The organism is Salinivirga sp. (genome assembly GCF_035268865.1).
GTDB lineage: Bacteria > Bacteroidota > Bacteroidia > Bacteroidales > Salinivirgaceae > Salinivirga.
In genome coordinates, this window is sequence record NZ_DATFKB010000009.1 from 1 (window position 1) to 2,289 (window position 2,289).

A 2,289-nucleotide genomic window follows, 5' to 3' on the forward strand; every position below is an offset into this window, starting at 1 on the left:
AGGCTCCGGGGTGTGTCATTCGCAACCAAAAATCTTCCATCTCTGTTTTGACCCGGTATAGCCCAAGCCTGTGGGCTATTGGCGCATACAATGCTCCTATTTCCTGTGCCAGTGATTGTTGCTTTTCTTTGGAGAAATTATTTATGTGGCGCATATTCTGCAAGCGGTCTGCCAACTTCAGCAAAATAATGCGTACATCGGTTACAATATTCAATATCAGGTTGATGTAATTCTGATCCTGCAAAGTAATGTTGTGGGTATACAACCCCGAAATTTTATGCAAACCGCGAATAATTTCAAGCACTTTGGTTCCGAACCGCTCTTCAACGTCACGTTCTGCAAATTCTTTAAAATCGTAAAGATCGTGTAAAATGGCAGCAATAACAGCACTGCGAGCCATCCCCAACTCTTCGATGGCAGTAATGGCTACTGCCAATGGATGCACCATGTACAACTCGCCCGATTTCCGTCTTTGTTCGCCATATATTACGCCGGCATAATCCACTGCCGATTGCACATCGGCCTTATCCTGCGCGCTTAAACGGCTTCCTGCAATATCGAGCAGGCGCACAACTTGTTGCTCCAGATTTTTTCGGGATCCTCCATTTTCCATAACCTGTTTTTCAAAGGGTTGTGTTTTCTAAAAATCGACTACCGTTTTTATGGCTTCAGCTACTCCGCAAGATTGATTCGAAGCTACAATCGGGAACTGTTTGAGTAAATCCGGATGCGCATTGGCCACTACCCTGGGATGTCCCACTTCTCGTAAAAAATCGATATCGTTATAATCATTCCCTATTCCCAGCATATTGTCGAACGGTACACCATAAGTTTTTTCAATATATTTCAGGCCCCAGGCCTTACTTATATGCCGTGGGAAAACCTCAATCCACATGGCCTTTCCATTGAGCGGTGAGGTGGTACGCACCAACTTTACATCTTCGAGCTGATTGATAAGGTCATTATATTTTTTAGTATCTGTTTCAATAATAGCTAAAAGCTGACAGGCATTGTCTATTTGAAATTCGTGATGCTCCAGTGGTTCGGCAAAACTGGAATACCGCTCTACATACTCGTTAAAATGGTGGTTTTTAGGGTTTTGCCTATGATAATAGAAGCGGTAATTATCCGGAATGGGTTGATGAACCGTAAAGTCAAACTCCTCAGCCATGAATTGTTTCATTACTTTTTGTGTCTGCTTCCAGTCAAGTCCATCGGAATGGATGATTTGCTTCTTTTTCCAATCGTAAATACCGCAACCGGTGGAAAACACGAGGTAATCCAGCGGAAAATCTTCGGGCAAAACATCTTCAGAGATGCGTAAATTGCGGCCTGTAGCCGCTATACGCAATATACCCTTATCGCCCAGTTTATACAATGCTTCCAGGTCGGCATCACCTACCCGTTTATCATCGGTAAGTAAAGTTCCGTCAAGATCTGTTACAACTGCTCCAATATTATTGCCCATACACACAAATACATTTGTCTATTTAACTTTTAATACACAGCATTGTTCATCAGGTAATTTTTTACGTAATCGTCTATACCTGCTTCGAGGGAATAAAAAGGTTCATCATATCCAATTTTATGCAATTTGGACATGTTAGCCTCAGTAAAATACTGGTATTTATCACGAATATCCTCCGGGGTTGGAATAAATGTTATGTTTGGCTCCTTCCCCATTGCTTTGAAAGTGTTGGTAGCAAGATCAAGAAAGGTGCGGCCTTTACCTGTTCCCACGTTATATATGCCACTATTTTTTCGGTGATGCATAAGAAAAAACATAATTTTCGATAAGTCTTTTACATACACAAAGTCGCGTGTTTGCTCTCCATCTTTGTAGTCCGGGTGGTGCGATTTAAAAAGTTTCATACCACCTGTATCTTTTATCTGGTTAAAAGTATGTAAAATAACAGAAGCCATGCGGCCTTTATGGTACTCATTGGGTCCATAAACATTGAAAAACTTCAAACCTGCCCAGAAAAAAGGTTGTTGCTTTTGCTGAAGCGCCCATTTATCGAAATCGTTTTTCGATTCGCCATACAAATTAAGCGGATGCAACTCGCCCACAACAGTATGATCGTCGTTGTAACCCTTCTCTCCTAACCCGTATGTTGCAGCACTTGAAGCATATACAAGCGGAATACCATAAGCTACACATTTCTCCCAAACTATTTTACTATAATTCAGGTTCAGCTCATCGTAAACTGACTTAGGGTAGCCTGTGGTTGCCGAGCGCGCACCCATATGAAAAATAAACTGCACGAACTTATGGTTTTCATCGAGCCA

The 2,289-nt window shown here is 41.9% G+C and carries 3 protein-coding genes; all 3 read right to left on the reverse strand.

Annotated features, from left to right (window positions below):
* The coding region (locus VJ937_RS00435; RefSeq protein ID WP_324064949.1) for an HD domain-containing protein at positions 1-613 on the reverse strand (613 nt) is incomplete at its 3' end.
* A gap of 27 nt (positions 614-640) precedes the next feature.
* Positions 641-1,468, reverse strand: coding sequence for an HAD family hydrolase (locus VJ937_RS00440; RefSeq protein ID WP_324064950.1), 828 nt, complete (start codon positions 1,466-1,468; stop codon positions 641-643).
* Between the two features lie 29 nt (positions 1,469-1,497).
* A partial coding sequence (gene rfaD / locus VJ937_RS00445) for an ADP-glyceromanno-heptose 6-epimerase (RefSeq protein ID WP_324064951.1) occupies positions 1,498-2,289 on the reverse strand: 792 nt, incomplete at its 5' end.